We start from the raw sequence: 22956 nt of genomic DNA on the forward strand, positions 1-22956 counted from the left end.
CATTGCATACCTTTCCTGTCCTTTCCAATTGAATCCAAGAATTAAGTTCAAGAGTGGGATCAAAGATCGGGCGTCAGGGATTTGAAGCAAGAAGCCAACAGGCTTGAGCAATCCCCAATTCCCAATCCCCAATCCCTCTCCGTCAGGAGAAGAAAATGGCATATAGCGAACAAGTACTCGATCATTACGAAAATCCACGCAATGTGGGCGCTTTTGAAAAAGGTGACGACACCGTCGGTACCGGTATGGTCGGCGCGCCTGCGTGTGGCGATGTGATGAAATTGCAGATCAAAGTCGGTGCCGATGGCCTGATTGAAGACGCAAAATTCAAAACCTACGGCTGTGGCTCAGCCATTGCATCGTCGTCGCTGGTGACTGAATGGGTTAAAGGCAAAACGCTAGATCAAGCCTTGGCGATTAAAAACACCCATATCGCTGAAGAACTGGCTTTACCACCGGTTAAAATTCACTGCTCAATCTTGGCAGAAGACGCGATTAAAGCAGCGGTTGAAGATTACAAGCAAAAACATCTGTGAGTTGAGAGTAAGGATTGGGGAGTAACAACCACTCCCCAATCACAACTCCTCACTCCCTACATGGAGCAGACATGGCACTGACATTGAGCGAAGCGGCTGCAAATCACGTCGCAAACTTTATTAAAAAACGCGGTAAAGGCCTTGGCATTCGTCTGGCAGTCAAAACCTCGGGCTGTTCAGGCATGGCGTACAAGCTCGAATTTGTTGACGCTGCAAGCGATACCGATTTGGTCTTTGAAAGCCATGGCGCCAAAATTTATACCGATGCCAAATCACTCGCTTATCTAGACGGCACTGAATTGGATTACACCAAGGAAGGACTGAACGAAGGGTTTAAATTTAATAATCCCAACGTTAAAAACGAATGCGGCTGTGGCGAAAGCTTTGGTGTGTAAGCGAAGTACAGTGAATGGGGACTGGAGAATGGGGAATGATCAGTATTTGTACTGTCGACTTAGAACTCTCTCCCGTCCTTTTTAATATCAATGTGTCAGCAAAAAAGTATGTTTTTGCTATTCCCTATTCCCCACTCACCCCATCCCCATGATCAACTTCAATCAATCCCATTTCGCCCTGTTTGATCTGCCCGTCGCCTTTGCGATTGATGCCAAACTGCTCGATACCCGCTATCGCGAAGCGGTGGCTCAGTTTCATCCTGATCGATTTGCGACGGCCAGCGATGCGGAGCGCCGCCAAAGCTTACAAGCGACCACGCACATCAATGAAGCCTATCAAACCTTGAAATCAGGTCTGGCTCGAGCGCGCTATTTACTCAAATTGGCCGACATCGATACCCAAGAAGAAACCAATACCGCGATGCCGATGGATTTTTTGATGGCGCAAATGGAATGGCGCGAAAGCATTGCGGAGGCTAAAGCCAGCCAAAACCTAAGCGCGCTGGAAAACCTAGCCAGCGAGATGCGCGCCGAAATGCAAGCCCTTGAAGACAAATTGGCCATGCAAATCGATGGGCAAAAAGACTATATCCACGCTGCGCTGAGCGTGAGAAAATTACGCTTTATGGAAAAGCTCGACCAAGAGATTGGCGATGCGATTGAAGCGATTTTGTATTAATCGCTAGGCGAGCAGTATCGTAGCTCCGATAGAGCGTAGCGAAATCGGAGGAATGGCTTACGTACGATTACGCTGCGCTAATCGTATCTACGGTGCTCAATTTTATTTCCAGCCAGTTTGGCGGGTCATCACCCGCCCTACATCAGGGTATATTCCTAAAGCCTTTATATAAAAATCGCTTCAGGCATATACCTTAAAGCATTTTAATCGATTAGATTTTTAGGATTTAAGCCAATGGCTTTGTTGCAAATCTCCGAACCCGGCCTTTCTGCCGCGCCGCATCAACACCGCCTTGCGGTGGGCATCGACTTGGGTACCACCAACTCTTTAGTAGCTACAGTAAAAAGTGGCAGCGCGGTCTGCCTGCCCGACCATGATGGCCGCACGCTACTGCCGTCGGTGGTGCATTACAGTCAATCTGGGCAAATACTGGTTGGCCATGCGGCGCAAGCGCAGCAAAATGTCGACCCCAGCAATACGCTGCTGTCGGTAAAACGCTTTATGGGCCGTGGCATCAATGACATCGCCGATTTAGCCACGCCGTATCGCTTCGTCAAACAAGACATTGATGAGCCAGGCATGCTGAAAATTGTGACCCGCGCAGGGATTAAAAGCCCGGTTGAAGTGTCGAGCGAAATCCTCAAAAACCTCAAAGCGCGCGCGATCGAAAGCCTCGGCGGCGAACTGGTCGGCGCAGCGATTACCGTTCCAGCGTATTTTGATGATGCGCAACGCCAAGCGACTAAAGACGCCGCGACACTCGCTGGCATCAATGTTTTGCGGCTCTTAAATGAACCTACCGCCGCGGCAATTGCCTATGGTTTGGACAATGCGTCTGAAGGCACGTATGTGATTTACGATTTGGGTGGCGGCACATTTGACGTGTCGGTGCTCGAACTCACGCGTGGAGTGTTTGAAGTGCGCGCCACTTCGGGCGATTCGCAACTGGGTGGCGACGATTTTGACCACCGAATTTATTGCTGGATTTTAGAGCAGGCCGGCATTCACGGCCCCAATCCACACGATACCCGCCTGCTGCTGACGCGCGCGCGCGAAGCCAAAGAAGCGCTGACCGATCACACCAGCACTCAAATTACCGCCGTTTTATCCGATGGTCAGGTGGTGGATTTAATGCTGAGCGCCGAACTATTTCATAAAATGACCGCCCACCAAATCAGCAAAACGCTGTTGCCAGTGAAAAAAGCCCTGCGCGACGCCAAGCTCGATTTTGCCAGCGTAAAAGGCGTGGTTTTAGTCGGTGGCGCAACGCGGATGCCGCATGTACGCAAAGCGGTGCGTGAGTTATTTGGCCAAGAACCGCTGACCAATCTGGATCCGGATAAAGTCGTTGCCATTGGCGCGGCGATTCAAGCCGATGTCTTGGCGGGCAATAAAGGGGACGACGATTGGTTGCTACTGGATGTGATTCCACTGTCTTTGGGGCTAGAAACCATGGGCGGTTTGGTCGAAAAAATCATTCCACGCAATAGCACCATTCCAACGGCCCGCGCACAAGAATTCACCACGTATAAAGACGGCCAAACCGCGATGGCGATTCATGTATTGCAGGGCGAGCGCGAGTTGGTGAGCGATTGTCGTAGCTTGGCGCGGTTCGAGCTGCGCGGCATTCCAGCGATGGTCGCCGGTGCAGCGCGGATTCGCGTGACTTTCCAAGTGGACGCCGATGGTTTGCTGTCGGTGTCTGCGCGTGAGCAATCGAGCGGCATTGAAGCGAGCATCGCGGTCAAACCGTCGTATGGTCTAAGCGACAATGAAATCAGCCGCATGCTCACCGAATCAATGACCCATGCCAATGTAGATCTGCAAGCCAGAAAGCTCGCCGAAGCGCGCGTTGAAGCCAGCAGCATTGTCGCCGCGGTATTGATTGCACTTGAGAGCGACGGTCATTTACTCAATTCAAGTGAGCGTGCGCCGATTGATGCGGCACTGGCCCACTTACAAACGCTGATTGCTGGCGATGATGCCAACGCCTTAATCGCCGGCACCGAGCAACTGAATGCCGCCAGCGATGAATTTGCCAGCCGCCGCATGAATGCGGCCGTCAAACGCGGCTTAAGCGGCCAAAAAATTACTGATATTTAACGACATCGCGCGCTGCGCTCAATGATTGTTTTTGCTATTGCTAAAACCAGCCGCAAAGATTGCGCTGTTTGAATGAAGGATTGACCATGACTCAAATCGTTGTATTACCCCACCCGACGCTCTGCCCAGAAGGGGCGGTACTCGAAGTCGAGCCCGGCACCACGATTTGTGATGCACTGCTGGCGAACGATATCGAAATCGAACACGCTTGCGAAAAATCCTGCGCCTGTACCACTTGCCATGTATTAGTGCGTGAAGGTTTTAACAGCCTAAACGAAGCCGATGAGCTCGAAGAAGACCAACTGGATAAAGCCTGGGGCTTAGAATCTTGCTCACGCTTGTCGTGCCAAGCTGAAGTGGCTGATACTGAATTGGTGGTTGAATTACCTAAATACACCATCAATCATGCGCGTGAGCATCACTAATCGGCGCGTTCAGATCATAGCTTGATGCCGAGCCGCAGACACTTAAAATCATCAACACGTAATCTGAACAACGCCTAATTAGTCTGGGTATAACTATCCAGCCAAATATAATCAACGTCTAGCCAGCCATACCCTAGGAGCAAATCATGAAATGGACCGATAGCCGCGAAATCGCCATTCAATTGAGCGAAAAATTCCCCGATACCGATCCAAGCACCATTCGTTTTACTGATTTACGCGACTGGGTGCTGGCACTGGATGGCTTTAACGATGACCCGCAGCATTGCGGCGAAAAAATCCTTGAAGCAATTCAAATGACGTGGATCGACGAAGCAGAATAAGCCAAGAACACTTTCATCAAACTTAAAACTCCGCATAAGAATGGAATCAGCTAAACTAGCGCCATCGCCCTATTTGATGATGGTGTATGTCTACAGCCTTACTTTCTAGCGCGCAGCATATCTTGGCTGCTCGTCAGCAACTCGCCCCCTGCTTGGCGCAAACGCCCAATCCGGCGAGTTTTATTGCGCAAATCAACGTGGTCATCACGCATCTATTGGCCGCTTGCGAGCAAAATAGCCATGTCGCCTTGGCGATGATACAGCTTGATCTGAATGACCCCTATACCGTGCGCCATCCGATCAATGTGGCGATTGTTGTCAATTTAGCGCTCAAAAACTTAGGGCATAGCGAGACTGAGCGCTGGCATTTTATCGCCGCAGCACTGACGATGAATATCGGCATGTATGCACTGCAAAATGAATTATCCCAGCAAAGCAGCGCCCTCACGCCCGAACAGCTCAGCCAAATCAAACTCCACCCCGCGCAAGGCCGCGAAGCGCTACGCAGCTTAGGCGTGGCCGACTCGATGTGGCTCGATTGCGTCTTACAACATCATGAAGCACCCGATGGCAGCGGCTATCCGCAGCAGCTCGCCGGGGATGCGGTGTTATTCGCCGCCCGCTTGATTGGTCTGGCTGATCGCTATTGCGCTTTGCTCTCAAACAGCACCTATCGCACCAGCCAATCGGCCGATGTGGCCTTACAAACTTCGCTCAATAGCGCTGGCGGTAGTCTGGATCAAAAGCTGGTGAATTTATTTAGCCAAACCATCGGTAGCTATCCACCGGGCTCGGTGGTGTTACTCAACAATGGCGAATCTGGCGTGGTGCTGGAGCAAGCGATTGGCGCCGCCGCACCGCATATTCTGGCGCTGTTTGATCGTGACGATCAACTCTATCCACAAGCCATCCGCCGTAATGGTCAACTGGCTGAATTTAGAATTTTGAAAGTACTCGATAGTCGCATCATCGCTGGCGCTATGTCATTGAGCCAAATTTGGGGCCCTGACGCGCAAATTTAACGCGCTATTTCTTTACCGCATAAAAAAACGCCAAGCTGACTTGGCGTTTTTTTTGCACGATGAATAACGCGCTTATTGGTGATGCATTGGCATTGAAGCGTTTGCTGGCATCGACGCATGGGCTGGCATTGAGCCATGCGCCATACCGCGATGGCCTTTTTTGCTTGAGCAATTGGCGCGCATAGCCTCGCGTGCTGCACGGCGTTCAGCGACTGTCACGGTACCATCTTTATTGGCATCCATTTGCTCAAAACGGGCATCCGACATTTTTTGATGCTCAGCCTTGGTGATATCCCCTTTTGGCATTTTTGGGCAAGTTGGCGTGGCCGCAAAAGCCATCGAAGTGGTAAAAACAGTCGCCGCTAATAACAAAGCTTTCATTGAGGTGCGCATTTTATTTCTCCAAACCAGCAAACTGCACTATGCAGCATGTTCTGTGTGATATAACGTCGCAATCTTCAATTCGGTTGACGACAAGGATAAAAAAAAATGACTTTTGCTGAACAATTAGCACAGATGCCCACCATTAATCATTTATCGGCGATTGAATTACTCGATGGTGAAACCGTGATCGCCCGCATTGACAATCGCCCCGGCCAAGCCGGTAGCGTGCGGCTGTATCACGCCTTGTATCAAGAATTTGGCGCCATCAGCGATATCGCCGCGCAAAAAGGCTTACGCCTGTATGCCGAGCACACTGCTGATGCGCAAGCTTTTCCCGGCAAGCACCCCAATATCGACCGTTTATTGCTGATCGCCGACAGTGGCCAGCCTTTAGCTGTGCGCCTGATTGCCGTCTAAACTTGCTGATACCAGCCGAGCGTCTTATGCCTTCTGCTTTATTTACTCGATGTATTGCCCGCCTTGCATTATCCATCATGGCTTTGAGCGCAATACCTGCTCAAGCTGAAATTGATTTGGGTTCTTTGGATTTTTTAGCCAGCGACAAACCGCATAGCCCGATACCCAGTGGACTTATCGTCGGGGGAGTCGTATTCGGTGGACAAGCGCGTTATCAGGCACAAGATGCAACGGGGTATGCCATCCCGGGGCTGATTTATTTTGGCGATCACTTCATGTATTTGGGTGATCGAGCGCGTTATTATTTTTATAAAGAACATCAGCTTGGGCTATACGCCTACGGTCGGGTGCGCTTTGGCAATCTCGATCCAAAGGACAACGCAGCATTGGCTGGCATGCTCAAACGTAAAGGCCAACTTGAGGCCGGTGTGGGCCTCAATTACGCGCTGCCTTATGCGCTACTGAGTATGCGAGTGTCGAGTGATATCACCGGCAATAGTCGTGGCCAAGAAGCGCTATTTTGGACTGATTTTCCCATTGTTCGTGACAATCTACTGATCATGCCCGGCATGGGCGTTATGGTGCGCAGCAGTAAAATGGCCAATTACTACTTTGGCGGCATTTCAGCGCAAGAAGCGAGTAATAGCCGCCCAAGCTGGGATACCGGCGCAACCGTTTCACCACTGATCGCGCTGGTGAGCAGCTATCGCATTAACAAAAGCTGGATCGGCATGGCCGCAGTCAATTACGAGCTGTACGATAAAAGCATCCAAAACAGCCCGATTGTGCAACACCGCGGTGAGTTTTATGCCGGATTGGGTCTGGGTTATATCTGGTAATTACATATACCATCAGCGCGTAATGGCTTGTATGACGAGCAACAAAAAGGGCCTTTCGGCCCTTTTGCATTCAATCACATTAAATCGTAACGCCAGTCACTTAAGAAATTTTCTTTGACACAGAGACGCAAAGACGCAGAGTAAAACCAATTCAAAACTCAAACCATTAGACGATTTAAGCGGCGATATGCTCTGCGTTGCTAAGTTGGCGGGTTTAATGCTGGCATAAACAACATCAAACCATTCAACAATTAACCGTGTTTTTTCGGCAAGAACAGCGCTGCAATTTGCGGCGTGCGCTTGGGTAATTTAGGCAAATTACTCGGGAACGCCGGCACATCGCTGGCATCACGCTGCGCGCGCGATGGCATGCGCTGATAGTCTTTCACGCCTTTATCGGTGGTCGGATCCACATGATGACGGCGCTCAGCGCGCGCTGGTCGCTCGTCGATCACTTGAATCGTACCTGGCGAGAAACCATGCACTGGAATCAACGACATTTCGCGATTGAGTAGCTTTTTAATGCCTTCGTAAGCCTTGCCTTCTTCGGGCGCAACCAGAGAAATCGCCACCCCCGTAGCACCCGCACGACCGGTACGGCCAATACGATGCACGTAGTCTTCGGCGTTGGTCGGCAATTCGTAATTCACCACATACGGCAAATCAGAAATATCCAAACCGCGCGCTGCCACGTCGGTCGCCACGAGTACTTGCGTTTCACCGGCTTTGAATTTAGTCAGCGCTTCAGTGCGCGCGCGTTGATCGCGGTCGCCATGAATCGCTTCGCAATTAAAGCCAGCGCGTTTCAAATCACGTGCCACTTGATCAGCACCGATCTTGGTACGGCAAAACACAATCACTTGCGTCATTTGATGCACACGAATCAAATGCGCCAGCAAAGCGCGTTTGCGGGCAGTTTCAACCGGATGCAATTCTTGTTTAACCGATTCATTGGCTGAGTTTTGGCGTGAAATTTCAATTTTCACTGGCTCATGCATAAATTGCTTAGACAGCTTGATAATTTCTGGCGCAAAAGTCGCCGAGAACAACAGCGTTTGCTTGCGATTGGTACACAAATTGAAAATATTTTGAATATCCAAAATAAAGCCCATATCGAGCATGCGATCGGCTTCGTCTAAGACCAAAATTTCAACTTGCGATAAATTAATTGATTTTTGCTGGATATGATCGAGCAAACGACCGGGCGTGGCGACCAAAATTTCGATCCCTTCACGCAGCGCAGGAATTTGCGCCTTCACATCGACACCGCCATACACCACATGGCTACGCAGACCCGTGCCCTTGCTGTAAGTGGCCACATTGGCGTACACCTGATCGGCCAATTCACGCGTTGGCGTCAGAATCAAAGCGCGGATCGGGTGCCGTGCCGGAGAAGCACTGTGATTGGCGTGACGGATAATTCGCGTCAAAATTGGCAAAGTAAACGCGGCAGTTTTACCGGTACCGGTTTGGGCTGCGCCCAACACGTCTTTGCCGGCCAAAATAACCGGAATCGCTTCAGCTTGAATCGCAGTAGGAGTTTCATAGCCTTGTGCAACGACCGCCTTTAATACTTCAGGCGCCAAGCCTAATGATGCAAATGTGATACTCATTACACTCCAATACACGCGACAAAACTAAAGGCAGCACTTTACACCAAGCGAGCCCATATGCCTACCTTCGTCTGCAGCCAATGGCGCCGATCAGCGATAAAATCCAGCATAAAACCAAGCATTTAACGCTGATTGCCACCGATCTTCGGCCAGCCAAGGCCCATCCATCCAGCGCACCCATTTATTCAGCGAATACGGGGTAGATCAAATTATTCTATTGAAATGACGGCAAGCTAAGCCAATCACAGTAAACTAGGGTCTGTTGACGCTTGGTTTGCCAGCCGCGTTTATGCGGATTTTGGCCTGAGGCAAGGCACGAAGCGCGCAGCGTAGTCATTCTACGCCAGCGCTTTGTAACGCAACATCAGGCCAAAATCCGCCAAACCCTGCGGGCTGGGCGCTTTTCGCGGTGACTCTGCGTTGTAGCAAGCTCACATAGAATGACTATGCATCGCTTACTACGCCTTGATTCGCCGCGAAAATCGCTCCAGCGCGGCGGAAAACCAAATGCCAACAGACCCTAGCACACTGTCACTACCCCACTTTGGAGCCCAACGTATGTACGATATCGCCCGTGAACATTTACGCACCGTGCGTGATTTGCACCGCTTTGCCGTCAGCCGTTTTAATACCGCTGAATTATTTTATGGTCACGGCACCACTGAAGCGTGGGACGAAGCCGCTTATTTGATTTTAGCCACGCTCAAATTACCGATTGACCGCCTCGAGCCGGTATTTGACGCGCATTTGCTGCCAGAAGAAATCGCCCAAGTGCTCGATGTGATTCAAGAACGCGTTGTTACGCGTAAGCCCGCAGCGTATTTAACCAAAGAAGCGTATTTGGGCGATTTTAAATTTTATGTCGATGAACGCGTGATTGTGCCGCGCTCATTTATCGCCGAAATCTTGTTTAACGATGGCTTAGAACCGTATATCGAGCACCCAGAACTGGTTCACCGCGCGCTGGATATGTGTACCGGCTCGGCCTGCTTGGCGATTTTAATGTCGCATGCCTTCCCCGATGCCGCCATTGATGCGATTGATCTCTCGCCTGATGCGCTCGATGTCGCTGAAATCAATATCCTGGAATACGGCTTGGGGGATCGAATTGATTTGCTCGACTCAAATTTATTCGCAGCGATTCCAGATGAACGCTACGACTTGATTATTTCCAATCCACCGTATGTGGATGCGCACAGCGTGGCCGAATTGCCACCAGAATATCTGCACGAGCCAGAAATGGCCTTAGGTAGCGGCGAAGATGGCCTCGATATCACCCGCGAAATTTTAGCGAAAGCCACTGAGCACTTAAACCCACGCGGTGTATTGGTCGTTGAAATCGGCCATAACCGTGACGAGCTCGAAGCGCAATACCCAACATTGCCATTCGTGTGGCTAAGCACTGAATCGGGTGACGGCTTTGTCTTCTTGCTCACGCGGGAAATGTTAGTTGAAGCAGGGTTGTAATTAACAAGGGTATATCAATCTAGGCTTTAATTTATTTAGCTTAGGTAGATATACCCATCAATCACGCTATCTCACCCCACTTCAACACGATTGCGTCCTGCCGCTTTTGCTCGATATAAAGCGGCATCAGCGCGTTCAATCAAAGCGCTAAACCCCTCCGCTGGATTGCGCGTCGCAACACCGCAAGAACAAGTTAAAGCAATGCCATTGGGCCAATCGGCCTGTTCAATCGCCAGCCTTAATTTATCCGCCAAACGAGCCGCAGCGTCCAATGGCGTATACGGACAAACAATCAAAAATTCTTCCCCGCCCCAGCGCACTAAAGCATCGCTTTGCCGGATTTCGCTTTTAAGAATCTGTGAAAAAAGCTGCAATACCTGATCGCCAACAGCATGACCAAATTGATCATTAATTTTCTTAAAATAATCTAAATCAACAAATAACAAACTCATTCCGGCTTCACTCAGACGATCGCCTTGCCATCGCTGCAATAAAAAATCTCGCAAACCTTCGCGATTGAGCGCGCCGGTCAGTGAATCAAAACGAACTTGATAACTTAAATTTTCAGCCTGTATTTCTAAAGCACGATTGATATTTTTTAATTCCGCCATTTGCAAACGCTTGGCATAAACTTGCTGCCGATAAATAACCAGCTCCAAAATCAACCACACCATCCCAAACAATAACCAAACAACCACAATACCGGCCAATAACTGGGTTAAATTAATCCATTTCCCACGAAACTCAATGGCATTCATCCTGATTTGATAATCCCCGGTCACCACCGCATTGGGCGTAATAATCTCCAGATGCGAAACATTATTTAACTTCATATCGCTATGCATAAATGGGATATTTTTCTGAATTAGCCACCAAGATGCCACGCGAAAATAACGCAATGGTATGGTTAATTGACCATTTTCCGGCACATCAATTTCAACCTCATTCACCTTGAGCGACAATGGATCATCTAAGGTCGAAAATTCGGGCTCATAATTGCGTAGATAAATCCTAATTTTTCTCCCTTTGGGCGAGCTTAATCCCAAATCTAAATGCATTTCATTGAGTCCAGATAAATCTATCCCTTTAGGCGCAATTGCAATACGTACACTGGCCTCACAAAACGGCCAAGCATACGCTTGACCGTCAAGCGCACAGGAGAGCACCATTGCGTCGCCTTCACGTGTCACGGTGGCGAGACTTTTTCCACCCAGTGGCCGATCATCAATCGGGAAAAAAATACCCGCATTGTTCTCGGCGTCAAAACGAATGACGCGCGTCATTCCCCAGTGCTGCCACATCAATAACAACACGGTCAGTAACATTAAAGCGACCATCATGCGGCGTAAAAGACGAGCTAACTGTTGCGGCATATTCCCCCCCAAGTCTTTTGGATTTTTTGTAAGTGGCTTGCTTTATAAGCATTTACTAATAATGTAAATGTTACGCAACTCAAGCAAAGCAGCCCAGCACAACGGGGGTAAAAACCATCTATTGCGAGAGAAAAGAGTACAATTCACGCCCATATGCCTAATACTCCGCTGCACATTCTTGAACACACCTTTGGTTATCACGCTTTTCGTGGCCAACAAGGTGACGTCGTCGACCATATTTGCGCCGGTGGTGATGCGCTCGTCCTGATGCCAACAGGGGGCGGTAAATCGCTGTGTTACCAAATCCCCGCCTTGGTGCGAAACGGTTGCGCGGTGGTGGTCTCGCCGCTGATTGCGCTGATGCAAGACCAAGTCGATGCGCTCAAAGAATTGGGCGTGGCGGCGGCTTTTTTAAATTCAACGCTAGATGCCAATGCCGCGCGTGAAGTTGAACGCGCTTTTGTCGCAGGGGAACTCAAGCTGCTGTATGTCGCGCCGGAGCGACTCACGACCATTCGCTTTCAATCCTTGCTGCGCCAAGCGCATATCGCCCTATTTGCGATTGATGAAGCGCATTGCGTTTCGCAATGGGGCCATGATTTCCGCCCCGAATATCTGGCTTTATCGGTGCTGGCCGATGATTTTCCACAAGTACCACGCATTGCACTGACGGCCACGGCCGATCATGCCACGCGAACTGAGATGGTCATGCGCTTGCGTCTTGAAGGCGCTGCGCAATATATTTCCAGCTTTGATCGCCCTAATTTGCGCTATGCCATCGTCGAGAAAAAAACCGCTCGCGATCAATTACTGACCTTTTTGCGCCGGGAACACGAGCGAGATTCTGGCATTGTGTATTGTCTATCGCGCAAAAAAGTCGAAGACACCGCCGCTTGGCTTCGAGAAAAGGAAATTCGCGCGCTGCCGTATCACGCCGGACTCGACGCCAGTGTGCGCGCCAAAAATCAACAAACGTTTCTACGCGAAGAAGGTGTGGTGATGGTGGCCACCATCGCCTTTGGTATGGGAATTAATAAGCCCGATGTGCGCTTTGTCGCGCATTTGGATATGCCTAAAAGCATAGAAAACTACTACCAAGAAACCGGCCGCGCCGGCCGCGATGGTTTACCCGCCAATACTTGGCTGGCTTATGGCTTAAACGATGTGATTTTGCTGGCGCAAATGATCGAGCAAGGCGGCAGCAGCGATGAGCAAAAACACATCGAACGCCGTAAATTGGATGCCATGCTGGGTCTGGTTGAATCCACCGACTGCCGGCGGCAAACCTTGCTCGCCTATTTTGGCGAAACCATTACCCCGTGCGGCAATTGCGACAATTGCTTAAATCCACCCAAACTGGTCGAAATGAGCGCGGCAGCACAAAAAGCCTTGTCTTGCGTGTATCGCACCGGCAATCGCTTTGGCGTGGGGCATTTGGTCGACGTATTACGTGGTAAAACCACGCCCAAGGTCAAAGAATTTTTGCACGATAAACTCAGCACCTTTGGCATTGGCAAAGACGTAGACGAATCGAGTTGGCGCGCCGTATTTCGCCAACTTATCGTGCGCGGCGCTTTGCAACTGGCGCCCGAAGGCCATGGCGGTTTGCAGCTGACCGATCTTGCCCGGCCGTATTTAAAAGGTGAAACACCGCTGTATTTACGCGCGCGCACCGAGAAATTTAATTACACCGACAAAGACAGCGATTTTGCCAACCCGCAAGAATTGGCGCTCTGGCAAGCATTACGCCGCCTCAGAAAACAACTCGCCGACGAGCAAGACGTGCCGGCGTATGTGGTGTTTGGCGACGCGACGCTCAAAGAAATGATTCGACTGCATCCACGCGATCATTACGAACTCTCGCGCATTTCGGGCGTGGGCGATCGCAAACTGGATAAATACGGCGATGCATTTTTGACGGTCTTAAACGCGCCCTATCCCTAGGGTCTGTTGACATAGGGTTTTCGCGGCGGATCAAGGCGTAGTCAAGGCTGCACCGTCTGTGAGCGTGCTACAGTCGCCGCAAACCGCGACCAACCCAGGGTTTGCCCCTGAAACGGACATTCTCTGTACAATGAATCACATCAAAAAGCACCCCTGCCAATGGGTTTGATTGACTCGTTTTCAGGCCAGACGGGCGAAGAACATCACGAAGTTCCTCGCCAATTTAGTCACTTTTGGAGCGCGATATGTATCAAAAAATTGTGGTTCCCATCGACAGCAGCGACACCGCGGCCGCCGCATTTGAACATGCTTTAGCCCTAGCCCAACTGGCAAAAAGCCAGCTAATTTTACTGCACGTGAGTGATATTTCGCGTGCCACCATCGCCAGTAGCGTGATGCCCGGTCTGGATCTACCCAGCTACGACGCGCAGCGCGACCGTGTTGAAAGCGACATTCAAACCCTGCTCGATCGCTTTTGCCAGCAAGCGCTAAACCAAGGTATTGCCTGTAGCAACCGCCTGATCGAGCAACGCGGCGGCCATGCCGCTGATGCGCTACTAAAAGCGGCGGCGGCAGTCAACGCCGATTTGATCGTAATGGGCACGCACGGCTATTCGGGATTTATGAATTTAATCTTTGGCAGCATGGCCGAAAGCTTATTACACCGCACCACGATTCCGGTGTTACTCGTGCGCTTAAATGAGGACGATGACGAATAAATCGCAATAATTGCAATGGATTATTAGGAGCTGTTGACGTTTGCTTTCTGCTCAATTAAAAACGATTTTTTGATTTGAAATAAGCATAAAAAAAGGCCGGTTCATCGTGAACCGGCCTTTTTTTATTTCAATCCACCCGCTCAAGCCACCAGCGGCAGTTGTGTCATCAAAACGTCGAGCTTATCGACTTTACGCCACAGCCATTCTTCATCATCCCAGTGCGTTGCGGCGGCATGCTTGATGTCGTCGAACAAACTGAAATACGCCAATCGGGTGCGTAAGCCCGCGTCTTGTGGCGATTTGGCCAAATACGTTGGCAATAAATTAAAGTCGGGGCGCACATCCTGCAAATGGAATAAATCCAAATCCTTATGCGCAAATCGCGCATGACACGGATCGATTACGCCGCATAAACGCTGGGTTTCCGGATCCACTAAAAAATTAGCCGCATGGCAATCATCGTGGATCAACGTGGGCAAACCGGCTGCCGACACAGGCAGCGCGTCAAATTGCTCGGCCAGCGCAATCAGCCTTTCACGTAAATGCAGCCCCAGATGCTGAGTTGCCCAATTGCTTTTTAGCCATTGAACGCGCTGCTGCAAAAAGGCTCGATAACTGCTGGCAAAATCAGCGTACTGACAACCATCGAGACCACTAAAACCAGTCGGCCGAGTAACGGAATGCCAGCTGAGCAATAAATCGGTGCATTCATCAGCAAAGCGATCAATCATCACCGGCGATTCCAGCGCATGACTCGCGGGAATCCCAGAGACATAGGTCATAATCAGTGCTTCACCGATGTCACCCGGGGTATGCAGCGCAATCACTTCTGGGATCTTGATGCCATGGCTATACTGCCGCAAAAAGTCCAAACCTGCCGCCTCTAGCTGCGCCTGCCCCGGCAGGCGATAATATTTCAGCACAGCCCGTACTGACCCGACGGTCACCATATACACATCGGCATAAAAGCCGGTGACTTTTTCAACCTGATGCGGTGTACCACCCAGATAAGTTTGGCACAGCCGAACCACGGGTCCTTGATCCAAAATCAGCATTGCATCACCTCATTCAATACCCTATTTCATCACAGCATGCACCAGACAAACTTACACGGTTTTGCTTTGGCGCAAACAATGCAGCGGTTTAATCTTTAAGCAACACCATCGGGGTGGTTTGTGCAAAAACGCGCAAGCGTCGCCACACCGTTAATGCCGCCAAAAACATGCCCAGCAGTAAGGTATATAACGGCAATAACAGATTAAGCGCCATCGGGATATTCAGTAGTTGCGTGGCCAAACACCAACCTAAGACACTGGCACACACCCCCGCGATCAAGCCGGCCACGGCGCCGAGCAAGAGACTTTCTACCCACCACACGGCCGCCAGCCGCTTTGACGTTGCGCCTAAAGCGCGCATAATCGCCGCTTCACGCCGTCGTTCGCTCTCTGTGGTATCTAAGGCGGCAATCAACACGGTTAAGCCCGCCAGCACGCATAAAATCAACACCAAACGCAGCACTGAGCTGGCCAAGGTCATCACTCTTTGCACTTCATTGAGCACCTGCCCGACATCAATGACGGTGATATTGGGCATGGCGCGCACCCAGCTGGCGATCCATTGCGTTTGATTGGGTGGCAAATAAAAACTGCTAATCCAACTGCCGGTCTGCGCTTGCAATAAGCTGGCACTGCCCATGACAAAAAAATTCACTTGGAACGATTCCCAAGCCACCTGACGTAAATTAGCCACAGGCGCACTAATGGGTATGCCGCCGACATCAAAGGTGAGCGTGTCCCCAACGGCAATACCCAAGGTTTTTGCCAAGCCTTCCTCCACCGACCACGCTGGAATATTCGCCTGTAACGGCTGACCAGCCACAATTTTGCCTTGTTCGCGCACCGAGCTTGGCGCCACGCTCAGATTAAATTCACGCTCGGCCAAACGCTGCGCGCGCGCTTCGCTATAGCGCTCAGGCTCTACCGCTTGCTGATTGAGCGCCAACCAACGCCCACGGATCATCGGCAATAACGTCGGCGCAGCTAAACCTTGTTGGCTAAATTGCTGGGCGACGGCACTGGCTTGTTCAGGCTGAATATTGATCGCAAAATGGTTTGGCGCATTGGCAAGAATTTGCCGCTGCCACGCGCTTAATAAATCACTTTGCACCACGGTTAACAGCGCAATCCCCATCAAGCCCAACGATAAAGCGCCCAATTGGGCGGCCACCAACACACGTTGGCGCTGCAATTGGCGCAAAGCAATTTTAACCGTCGCGCCTGGCAATATCCGCTGTAAACCACGCAGCAATACCAGCCCTAATCCACCCGCCAAAGCCAGCGCCAGCAGCACGCCAGCCCCCACCATCAGCGCCAGCTGAATGTCATTGGCAATCCAATACAGTAAGCCCAGCATCAATCCAGCCGTCACCAGCCATTGCAGACCAACACGGGCACTGGGCTCAATCTCGCGGCGCAATACGCGCAGCGGCGGCGTTTGCGCCAGCGCCATTAACATCGGCCCAGCGCAACCGAGCAATAACACCAAACCCAACACACTCGCCAATAGCCACGGCAAACTACTACCTGCTGGCAAAGGCGCGGGCAAACTCGACTTTAATAAGGCCACTAAAGCACTTTGCGACAACCAGCCCAAGACGCCGCCTAGCAGCGCGGCCATCGCCGCCACTAAAGCCAATTGCACCAATAAAATCTGCTGTACTTGGCGACGCGTTGCGCCAAAAGTGCGCAGCAACGCCACCATATCGTAATGGCGTAGTGCAAAGCGGCGCGCCGCCAAAATCATCGCCACCGCCGCCAAACAAGCCGCCAATAACGCGGCTAATTTTAAAAATCGACTAGCACGATCTAAAGCGTCTTTCAGCTCGGGGCGGGCGTCGCTGACGCTTTCTAGCTTTTGCCCGCGCTCTAATTGAGGTGTGGCTTGCAAACGCCATTCAGCCAAAGCCGAGGTGTCGCCAGCCAGCATTAAGCGATATTTCACCCGACTACCAAAGCCCAATAAACCACTGGCCGCTAAATCGGCGTCATTCATCATCAAGCGCGGTTGTAAACTCGAGAAATCAAACGCCGCATCCGGCTCTTGCCCCAAGATACCCACCACCCGTAATTGCAGCAAACCCACATCCAATATGCTGCCTACCTCAATACCCAGCATGGATTGTAAACGTTGATCAATCAGCGCCTGCCCCGCCTGCGGCGCAGTGGTACGCGTGCCATCTTGTAAACGCAAATCGCCACGTAAAGGATATAGAGCGCTGACGGCCTTCACCGAGGCCAAAGTCAGCGCTGCCGGTTCTGTTTCGGCCGAGATTGAAGCTGCCGCGACGTGTTGCTCGCCTGCAGCAACTGGCGCGCTAGCTTGCGGATGAACGCCGACCATAGAAGGAAATGTCGCAGTCTTGGCCACGCGCAAATCCTGAACTTGCGCGGCATTGCTCAGCGGCGCGGCAATTTCATGATCTGAGCGAAGCACCAAATCAGCGCCTAAAGTCTCGTTCGCTTGCCCCAGCAATAAATGCTGCACCCGCTCAGTAATCGATCCCACACTACTTAAAGCGGCAATCGCGATGGTGAGCGCCAATAGCAAAGTTCGAAACTCGCCAGCGGCCAAGCTGCGGCGAAATAAACTCCAATTCATCGACCATTTCATGCTGCTAAACCTTGCTGGCTCACCACTCGGCCAGCGGCTAAACGCAGTTGCGATTGGCAACGCGCCGCCAATGTTTCATCATGCGTCACCAGCACCAGCGTGGTGCCCGCTTCGCGATTGAGCGTAAACAATAAATCGGCAATCACCAGCCCTGTGGCCGAATCCAAACTGCCGGTGGGTTCATCGGCAAATAAAATCGCTGGCCCCGGCGCAAAAGCCCGCGCCAACGCCACGCGCTGCTGCTCGCCGCCAGAGAGTTGCCGCGGCGTATGCTGCATGCGCTCGCTTAAACCGACTTTAGTCAGCCATTGTTCGGCAACCGAACGCGCATCGGCCCGATCATTGAGTTCAAGCGGCAACATCACATTTTCTAAGGCGGTTAAATCGGGCAAGAGCTGAAAAGACTGAAACACAAAGCCCGCCGTTTTAGCGCGTAATAAGGCCCGACCATCTTCACTCAAGCCACTTAAAGCGCTGCCCGCCAAGTAGATTTCGCCAGAACTGGCCACATCTAAACCCGCCAGCAAACCCAATAAAGTCGATTTGCCAGAGCCTGAGCTACCGACAATGGCTAAACTAGCGCCATAAGCGACACTTAAGTTTAAATCGTGCAAAATAGTCAGCGTCGATTTGCCACTGGCAACGGTTTTAGTTAATTGCTGTACTTGCAAGATCGCCGATGTATCGACAGGCCAAGGAGTCGTCATGAATCTAGTCATCCGTTTGAAATGGTTAATCAGTGCTGCATGCGCCAAGCGCGCAAAATACCTTACGAAATCTTGCAAAGCCAAACCATACCGCTGGCTACTTGCTGCCTTACTCATTACCAGCCAAGGGGTATTTGCCGCCAAGACACCGACTATTTTGGTCTATGGTGATAGCCTTTCGGCTGGATACGGCCTAAAAGCCGAACAAGCTTGGCCACGATTGCTAGAAACCGAATTACAGCGGCGCGGTAAAAGCTTTCAAATAATTAACGCCAGTGTATCAGGAGAAACCACGGCCGGTGGGCTAACGCGCTTTGCTGCGATCCAAAATAAATACCCCGCGCAATTACTGATTTTGGCGCTTGGCGCTAACGATGGTTTACGTGGTCTGCCCACGCAAGCCATGCAAGACAATCTGGCAAAAATCATTCGCAGAGCACAAAGTAAAGGCACCACCGTACATTTAGTTGGCATACAGATTCCGCCCAATTTTGGCCCGCAATACACCCGCGCATTTACCGCGAGCTATCAAAAACTAGCCAAAGAGTTTCAACTGAGTTTCACCCCTTTTTTATTAGCGCCGATTGTTCAGAATAATGCGCTATTTCAAGCCGACCAATTACACCCCACTGCACCAGCGCAACCACTGATTATGCAAGGGGTACTGCAAGATTTACTTAAGCAACAAGCGGCATTATTTAAATAATACAAACAAAAACAGCGCTCATTGGAGCGCTGTTTATTGAATAAAAACCATTAATCTATGGCGTAGTGACTAAGCTCGGCTCGATTAATTTCACCACCTGCGCCACCCCTGAAACCGAAGCGGCAATATTGGCGATTTGGTCGGCAATTTGCGGTGATGCCAAGCCCAATAAATACACCACTTTGCGTTCAGTGACGATTTGCACATGCACGCTCGCGCCATCCGGCACTTGCAACATCACGGCACTTTTTACTCTGGCCGTGAGCTGGCTATCGTTTAAGCGATCCATCGCGCTCGATGGCGGCGCAACCACGGTTTCGTTATAGACTTTCCGCGTTTTAGCAAAGCTTTTCGCCATCGTCGTGGCCTCTTGCTGCGCCGCAACATTTGGCAATTCGCCAACGAGCAATACCGCACCATTAAAGCTATCGACATTCACATGCGCGAGCTCTTTCCAGCGATCAATGATTTTGGCACTGATATTGGCCGATAAATCGGCATCGTCTTTAATCATCAGCGTTTTACGCGGGTCTGAACCAATCCAAGCACCAACCGCAATGCCACCGACGACAACCAACGGCACACATGCTGACAAGCCTAGACTGGCCACCAAAATCGCGGCCGTGATGCGCCCTTTCATTAATCGCCCCCTAACAGCATAAAGTCCACGGCATCACATAAAGCGTGAATTGCGGTGATATGAACCTCTTGAATCCGCGCGGTGCGTGGGTGAGGCACACATAAATGCACATCATCGCCAGTCAATAAATCGGCAATCTGCCCACCATCGCGGCCAGTAAAGGCCAAGACCACCATATTGCGATCATGCGCGGCATGAATCGCCGAGATCACATTGGCTGAATTACCCGAAGTCGAAATCGCCAGCAAAATATCACCAGCACGGCCAAGCGCATGCACTTGCTTAGAAAAAACCAAATCAAAATCATAGTCATTGGCAATGGCCGTCAACGCCGATGAATCGGTCGTCAAGGCAATCGCTGGCAAACCAGGACGCTCACGCTCAAAACGACCGACCATTTCGGCAGCAAAATGCTGCGCGTCCGCAGCGGATCCGCCATTGCCACAAGCCAAAATTTTGCCGTCGGCAATCAACGATTGCACGATTTTTTCGGCAGCAATCGCAATCGCTGGCGACAAAGCACCCATTGATAATTGTTTAGCTTCGATACTTTCTACAAAGTGTTGCTGAACACGCTGGATCAAATCCATGAGGTTTCCTTTTTTAAACGTGCCACTCAAGGGCTCACGTGTTATCACGTGGTTGGGGACAATATGGGGCTAATCGGCTTGGATACAATCTTTTAGCCATTGCAAGTGTTCGCCATCAATACAAACGGCGTCAAACCGGCAAAGCGGTAATGTGGTCATCGATTGTAAATAGCATTGTGCCGTGCGCACTAACTTAGCTTGTTTGGCCGAATTAATACTGCCAGCCGCACCACCAAAACGAGGATTACGTCGCGAACGAACCTCAATAAAAACCAAAGCTCGCCCGTCTTGCATAATTAAATCTATCTCTCCGAGTTTACACGACCAATTGCGTACAATCAGCCGTAAACCTTGTCGCTGCAAATATTCAAGCGCAGCTTGTTCGGCAGCCTGCCCAAGGGAATTCATTATTTCTCGAGTGTCATCGTGCGCAGCAGCATATTGCGCACCACCACGCGATCGGGGCCCATTGTGAGCTGGCCGGTCACCCCATCGATACTGAATGTGGGCGGCGTATCTTTGGCCAAGACACTCGCAATACGCCAAGCATCAATGCCAAAAGCAAATAATCGTTCTAAATCATACGCATTAGAGCGAGTGCGGTTATACAAGTCATAGCCTTCGCGATGCGGCATACCCAGCCAGGGCATATCGACGTAACGTATACCCGTTAAGTCTACCAGCGCAGTACGTCCTAAGCGACCCGAATCCACTTGGCTGGTGGCATAGATTGCCATATCGTTACCCAAATACGGTCGTACAAAGCGGGCTGTCTTGCCATCCATAGCCAAAAAAATCACATCGGCACCCAGCTGAGCGATTTGCTCACGCAACTGCGCTGCATCGCGGCGTGCATCGGCAATCGTTATCACCTGCACCTCATTGCCGGTTATTTTTTTCCACTCTTGGGTAAAACCTTGCGCCATTCTTTGGCTTAAGGCTTCATTCACTTGCAATACCACCGGCCGCATGAATTGATTTTTTTGAATTTCTTGCACCACTTGCGCCGCTTCAGCCTCAACCGACAAACTAAAGCTGTATAAATTGGGCTGCAGCAACGTCGTTTCATCAAAACTATTGAGCGCCAAGACCGGAATATTCAGTGCGGTGCTATCAGATAAATAATTAATCGCCGATTTGGTTAACGGGCCAATCACCGCTTGCGCGCCATCTTGCTGGGCCTGTAAATATGCCAAAATGACGTTTTCTTCTTTCTCATCCGTTGGATAGGCGCGCACCAAAGGAATCCCAGTTCCGCCGTGCACCCGCTCAGCCGCCAGCACGCCAGCGCGAATCGTATCGCTCACCGACTTAAATGCCTTGGCTTTACTGGGCAAAATCAGCGCAATAAAGCCAGTTGACTGCACCGGCTCAACCGTCAAATCCGTTTCTTGGGCGTGGATGGTAGTGGTCGTAAAGGCCAGCGCCCCGTATAGTATGAGCCCTAAGATCGCAGTATCGCGAAACCACGACACAGCCGCCTTTAAGTGGGCAAGGAGAAATTTGGCGTGCATAACCCTGATATCCATGTCAGTAAGTCTTCATTATATGTGGTTGCCACCCCAATCGGAAACTGGGGTGATATGACAGCTCGGGCCATCGCGGTTTTAAACGCTGCCGACGTGATTGCAGCCGAAGATACCCGAGTCACGGGCCAACTACTCAAACAATACGGCATCACTACGCCGATGATTTCGGTACGTGAGCATAATGAACGGGCGATGGCCGACAAACTGATCGCCCGTCTCGCCGCTGGTGAAATCGTAGCGCAAGTTTCTGATGCTGGTACGCCCGCGGTCTCTGACCCTGGCGCGGTATTGGCCGCCAGCGTACATGCCGCAGGTTTTAAGGTCATCCCCATCCCTGGTGCATCGGCCTTAACCACCGCCCTATCGGCCAGTGGTTTTAGCTGTGCGCACAGTTTGTTTTACGGATTTTTACCACCCAAAACTAAACAACGCTGTGATGAATTAACATTACTTAAAGATTCGCCCTATATCACCGTCTTTTATGAAGCCCCGCATCGCATCGCCGACTGTGTCGCTGATATGAGCAGCATCTTCGGTGCTGAGCGCGAGGCCGTATTATGTCGTGAATTAACCAAAACGTTTGAAACAATTCGTCGCGGGCCACTCGCAGAACTCGCCGAGTGGATCAAAAACGATCCGAATCAGCAAAAAGGCGAATCGGTTGTCGTGGTGAATGCTGCGCCGCCCGCCGAAAAAGACGAAGCGGCAGCGCATGACCAAGTCTTAGTGCCATTGGTCGCTGAATTGCCGGTCAAACAAGCGGTTGCCCTCGCACAAGCGATTACTGGCGCACCAAGAAACGCCCTTTACGAACGCGCTTTAGTACTGAAAAAAAACACTCAGGCCTAATTTAACAAC

At 50.9% G+C, this 22956-nt stretch carries 24 protein-coding genes; 14 read left to right on the top strand and 10 right to left on the bottom strand.

What is annotated here, in order from left to right:
* The first annotated feature begins 155 nt into the window (after positions 1 to 155).
* The 7 genes from iscU to LG219_RS07645 all read left to right on the top strand — a co-directional run bounded on the left by iscU (position 156) and on the right by LG219_RS07645 (position 5501).
* On the top strand, positions 156 to 536 hold the full coding sequence (gene iscU, locus LG219_RS07615; protein ID WP_226763920.1) for a Fe-S cluster assembly scaffold IscU: 381 nt from the start codon (positions 156 to 158) through the stop codon (positions 534 to 536).
* 71 nt (positions 537 to 607) lie between these two features.
* Positions 608 to 931: an iron-sulfur cluster assembly protein IscA gene (gene iscA / locus LG219_RS07620; RefSeq protein WP_226763921.1), complete on the top strand. Its 324-nt coding sequence runs from the start codon at positions 608 to 610 to the stop codon at positions 929 to 931.
* 148 nt (positions 932 to 1079) lie between these two features.
* Positions 1080 to 1610 carry a Fe-S protein assembly co-chaperone HscB gene (gene hscB / locus LG219_RS07625; protein WP_226763922.1) on the top strand — a complete coding sequence of 177 codons (531 nt, stop codon included), beginning with the start codon at positions 1080 to 1082 and terminating at the stop codon, positions 1608 to 1610.
* Positions 1611 to 1844: 234 nt separating this feature from the next.
* Entirely contained in the window at positions 1845 to 3713 is a 1869-nt protein-coding gene (gene hscA / locus LG219_RS07630; protein WP_226763923.1) for a Fe-S protein assembly chaperone HscA, read from the top strand.
* A gap of 86 nt (positions 3714 to 3799) precedes the next feature.
* Positions 3800 to 4138: an ISC system 2Fe-2S type ferredoxin gene (fdx, locus tag LG219_RS07635; protein WP_226763924.1), complete on the top strand. Its 339-nt coding sequence runs from the start codon at positions 3800 to 3802 to the stop codon at positions 4136 to 4138.
* A gap of 146 nt (positions 4139 to 4284) precedes the next feature.
* Positions 4285 to 4479: a Fe-S cluster assembly protein IscX gene (gene iscX / locus LG219_RS07640; protein ID WP_173532112.1), complete on the top strand. Its 195-nt coding sequence runs from the start codon at positions 4285 to 4287 to the stop codon at positions 4477 to 4479.
* Positions 4480 to 4565: 86 nt separating this feature from the next.
* Positions 4566 to 5501: an HD-GYP domain-containing protein gene (locus LG219_RS07645; RefSeq protein ID WP_226763925.1), complete on the top strand. Its 936-nt coding sequence runs from the start codon at positions 4566 to 4568 to the stop codon at positions 5499 to 5501.
* A gap of 72 nt (positions 5502 to 5573) precedes the next feature.
* Here LG219_RS07645 and LG219_RS07650 read toward each other — a convergent pair whose 3' ends face one another.
* Positions 5574 to 5894 carry a hypothetical protein gene (locus LG219_RS07650; RefSeq protein WP_226763926.1) on the bottom strand — a complete coding sequence of 107 codons (321 nt, stop codon included), beginning with the start codon at positions 5892 to 5894 and terminating at the stop codon, positions 5574 to 5576.
* A 96-nt stretch (positions 5895 to 5990) separates the two neighbouring features.
* On the opposite strand from LG219_RS07650, the gene LG219_RS07655 reads away from it, so the two are divergent.
* Positions 5991 to 6302, top strand: coding sequence for a DUF2322 family protein (locus LG219_RS07655; protein ID WP_226763927.1), 312 nt, complete (start codon positions 5991 to 5993; stop codon positions 6300 to 6302).
* A gap of 26 nt (positions 6303 to 6328) precedes the next feature.
* Positions 6329 to 7141: a MipA/OmpV family protein gene (locus LG219_RS07660; RefSeq protein WP_226763928.1), complete on the top strand. Its 813-nt coding sequence runs from the start codon at positions 6329 to 6331 to the stop codon at positions 7139 to 7141.
* A gap of 251 nt (positions 7142 to 7392) precedes the next feature.
* Here the strand turns inward: LG219_RS07660 and LG219_RS07665 are convergent, their stop codons facing one another.
* The gene (locus LG219_RS07665; protein ID WP_250647236.1) at positions 7393 to 8754 is read right to left on the bottom strand and encodes a DEAD/DEAH box helicase; all 1362 of its coding nucleotides are present in this window, start codon (positions 8752 to 8754) and stop codon (positions 7393 to 7395) included.
* Positions 8755 to 9312: 558 nt separating this feature from the next.
* Between LG219_RS07665 and prmB the strand changes: the two genes are divergently transcribed.
* Positions 9313 to 10221, top strand: coding sequence for a 50S ribosomal protein L3 N(5)-glutamine methyltransferase (gene prmB / locus LG219_RS07670; protein WP_226763929.1), 909 nt, complete (start codon positions 9313 to 9315; stop codon positions 10219 to 10221).
* Between the two features lie 71 nt (positions 10222 to 10292).
* Here prmB and LG219_RS07675 read toward each other — a convergent pair whose 3' ends face one another.
* Positions 10293 to 11594: a GGDEF domain-containing protein gene (locus LG219_RS07675; RefSeq protein WP_226763930.1), complete on the bottom strand. Its 1302-nt coding sequence runs from the start codon at positions 11592 to 11594 to the stop codon at positions 10293 to 10295.
* Between the two features lie 153 nt (positions 11595 to 11747).
* Here LG219_RS07675 and recQ point away from each other — a divergent pair, with 153 nt between their 5' ends.
* Both recQ and LG219_RS07685 read left to right on the top strand, forming a co-directional pair.
* A complete protein-coding gene (gene recQ / locus LG219_RS07680; RefSeq protein WP_226763931.1) occupies positions 11748 to 13538 on the top strand; it encodes a DNA helicase RecQ in 1791 nt (596 codons plus the stop codon).
* A gap of 245 nt (positions 13539 to 13783) precedes the next feature.
* Positions 13784 to 14257, top strand: coding sequence for a universal stress protein (locus LG219_RS07685; RefSeq protein ID WP_226763932.1), 474 nt, complete (start codon positions 13784 to 13786; stop codon positions 14255 to 14257).
* 140 nt (positions 14258 to 14397) lie between these two features.
* On the opposite strand, the gene LG219_RS07690 is transcribed toward LG219_RS07685, so the two are convergent.
* From LG219_RS07690 to LG219_RS07700, 3 genes are all read right to left on the bottom strand, one after another.
* Positions 14398 to 15312 carry a phosphotransferase gene (locus tag LG219_RS07690; protein WP_226763933.1) on the bottom strand — a complete coding sequence of 305 codons (915 nt, stop codon included), beginning with the start codon at positions 15310 to 15312 and terminating at the stop codon, positions 14398 to 14400.
* 88 nt (positions 15313 to 15400) lie between these two features.
* Positions 15401 to 17926 (bottom strand): ABC transporter permease, encoded by a 2526-nt coding sequence (locus LG219_RS07695; RefSeq protein ID WP_226763934.1) that lies wholly within the window; start codon positions 17924 to 17926, stop codon positions 15401 to 15403.
* Positions 17923 to 18633: an ABC transporter ATP-binding protein gene (locus LG219_RS07700; protein WP_226763935.1), complete on the bottom strand. Its 711-nt coding sequence runs from the start codon at positions 18631 to 18633 to the stop codon at positions 17923 to 17925. The genes LG219_RS07695 and LG219_RS07700 overlap by 4 nt, the downstream gene beginning before the upstream one ends.
* Here LG219_RS07700 and LG219_RS07705 point away from each other — a divergent pair.
* The gene (locus tag LG219_RS07705) at positions 18632 to 19339 is read left to right on the top strand and encodes an arylesterase (protein WP_226763936.1); all 708 of its coding nucleotides are present in this window, start codon (positions 18632 to 18634) and stop codon (positions 19337 to 19339) included. The genes LG219_RS07700 and LG219_RS07705 overlap by 2 nt on opposite strands.
* 55 nt (positions 19340 to 19394) lie before the next feature.
* Here LG219_RS07705 and LG219_RS07710 read toward each other — a convergent pair whose 3' ends face one another.
* From LG219_RS07710 to LG219_RS07725, 4 genes are all read right to left on the bottom strand, one after another.
* A complete protein-coding gene (locus tag LG219_RS07710; RefSeq protein ID WP_226763937.1) occupies positions 19395 to 19979 on the bottom strand; it encodes a BON domain-containing protein in 585 nt (194 codons plus the stop codon).
* On the bottom strand, positions 19979 to 20569 hold the full coding sequence (locus LG219_RS07715; RefSeq protein WP_173532127.1) for a phosphoheptose isomerase: 591 nt from the start codon (positions 20567 to 20569) through the stop codon (positions 19979 to 19981). Before LG219_RS07715 ends, LG219_RS07710 begins: the two co-directional genes overlap by 1 nt.
* A gap of 69 nt (positions 20570 to 20638) precedes the next feature.
* A complete protein-coding gene (locus LG219_RS07720; RefSeq protein WP_226763938.1) occupies positions 20639 to 20977 on the bottom strand; it encodes a YraN family protein in 339 nt (112 codons plus the stop codon).
* Positions 20977 to 22083 carry a penicillin-binding protein activator gene (locus tag LG219_RS07725; RefSeq protein WP_226763939.1) on the bottom strand — a complete coding sequence of 369 codons (1107 nt, stop codon included), beginning with the start codon at positions 22081 to 22083 and terminating at the stop codon, positions 20977 to 20979. The genes LG219_RS07720 and LG219_RS07725 overlap by 1 nt, the downstream gene beginning before the upstream one ends.
* Between LG219_RS07725 and rsmI the strand changes: the two genes are divergently transcribed.
* On the top strand, positions 22078 to 22947 hold the full coding sequence (gene rsmI / locus LG219_RS07730; RefSeq protein ID WP_308444076.1) for a 16S rRNA (cytidine(1402)-2'-O)-methyltransferase: 870 nt from the start codon (positions 22078 to 22080) through the stop codon (positions 22945 to 22947). The genes LG219_RS07725 and rsmI overlap by 6 nt on opposite strands.
* Positions 22948 to 22956: the final 9 nt, after the last annotated feature.

It is taken from the genome of Deefgea salmonis, assembly GCF_020531905.1.
Classification (GTDB): domain Bacteria; phylum Pseudomonadota; class Gammaproteobacteria; order Burkholderiales; family Chitinibacteraceae; genus Deefgea; species Deefgea salmonis.